Origin of the sequence: Achromobacter sp. Marseille-Q0513 (assembly GCF_018195695.1) — a bacterium.
Lineage (GTDB): Bacteria > Pseudomonadota > Gammaproteobacteria > Burkholderiales > Burkholderiaceae_B > Achromobacter.
On the sequence record NZ_JAGTJY010000400.1, the window covers coordinates 1 to 830 of the forward strand.

An 830-nucleotide genomic window follows, 5' to 3' on the forward strand; every position below is an offset into this window, starting at 1 on the left:
TTGCAGCCCTTGCGCAAGCGCCGGCTGTCCGGCCTGATGAAGGATGACGCCGTGCGCCTGACCGGCGTCGTGTTCGACACGGCGCGCTACGATCTGGCGCAGGACGAGCGGGCGTTCGGCATCCGCGTCACGCGCAGCACCTCGTCCACCGGCAGCATGCAGGGCGAGACCAGCCTGCGGCTGTTCGTGATGAGCGAGCATGAGCTGCATGTGGTGATGGACGGCCTGGTCGTCAGCCGGCTGCGAGGCGCTTGGGAGAACGAGTGCGACAGCCGCGAGGAAAAGCGCGACGTGACGCTGTCCGTCGACGCGGCCAAGAGCGCGGGCTACCGGAATCTGGTCGCCACGGACACGCGTGTATCGCGGGTCTACGCGCCGCAGGGCGCCAAGTGCGTGGATCGGGTGACGGACACGACCACGACGCGCCACACGCTGGCCTTCGACGGCAAGACCTATTCGATTCCCGAGTCGCTGCGCACGTCGGACTGGCGTCTGGGTAACTGAACCGTGTTCCACGCATGCCGTCTCTTCCCTCGTCGTGCCGCCGCCTGTGCCGGATCGGCCATGAGCCTTGTGCGTCCCCTGGCCGCCGCGCTTTGCCTGGGCGCGCTGTCGACCTTGCTTGCCGGCGCGGCGCAAGCCGCGCCCGATGCCTGCCCGGACGACGCCGACATCGTCCGCGCCCTCTATCCCGGCGTTCAGGCGGCTGATGCGCGCGGCCGCGTGCATGTGCCCGGCGCGAACGCCGTCATCCTGGTCCGCAACGTGGCGGCGGGCGATCCCTTCGGGCTGACCTGCAAGGCTTGGCCGGCCAATCCGGACCTGCTGCT

The 830-nt window shown here is 69.5% G+C and carries 2 pseudogenes; both read left to right on the top strand.

Annotated features, from left to right (window positions below):
* A pseudogene (locus KDH83_RS30895) lies at positions 1 to 504 on the top strand (hypothetical protein); the annotation flags it as partial.
* A gap of 60 nt (positions 505 to 564) precedes the next feature.
* Positions 565 to 830, top strand: a pseudogene (locus KDH83_RS30900) (hypothetical protein); the annotation flags it as partial.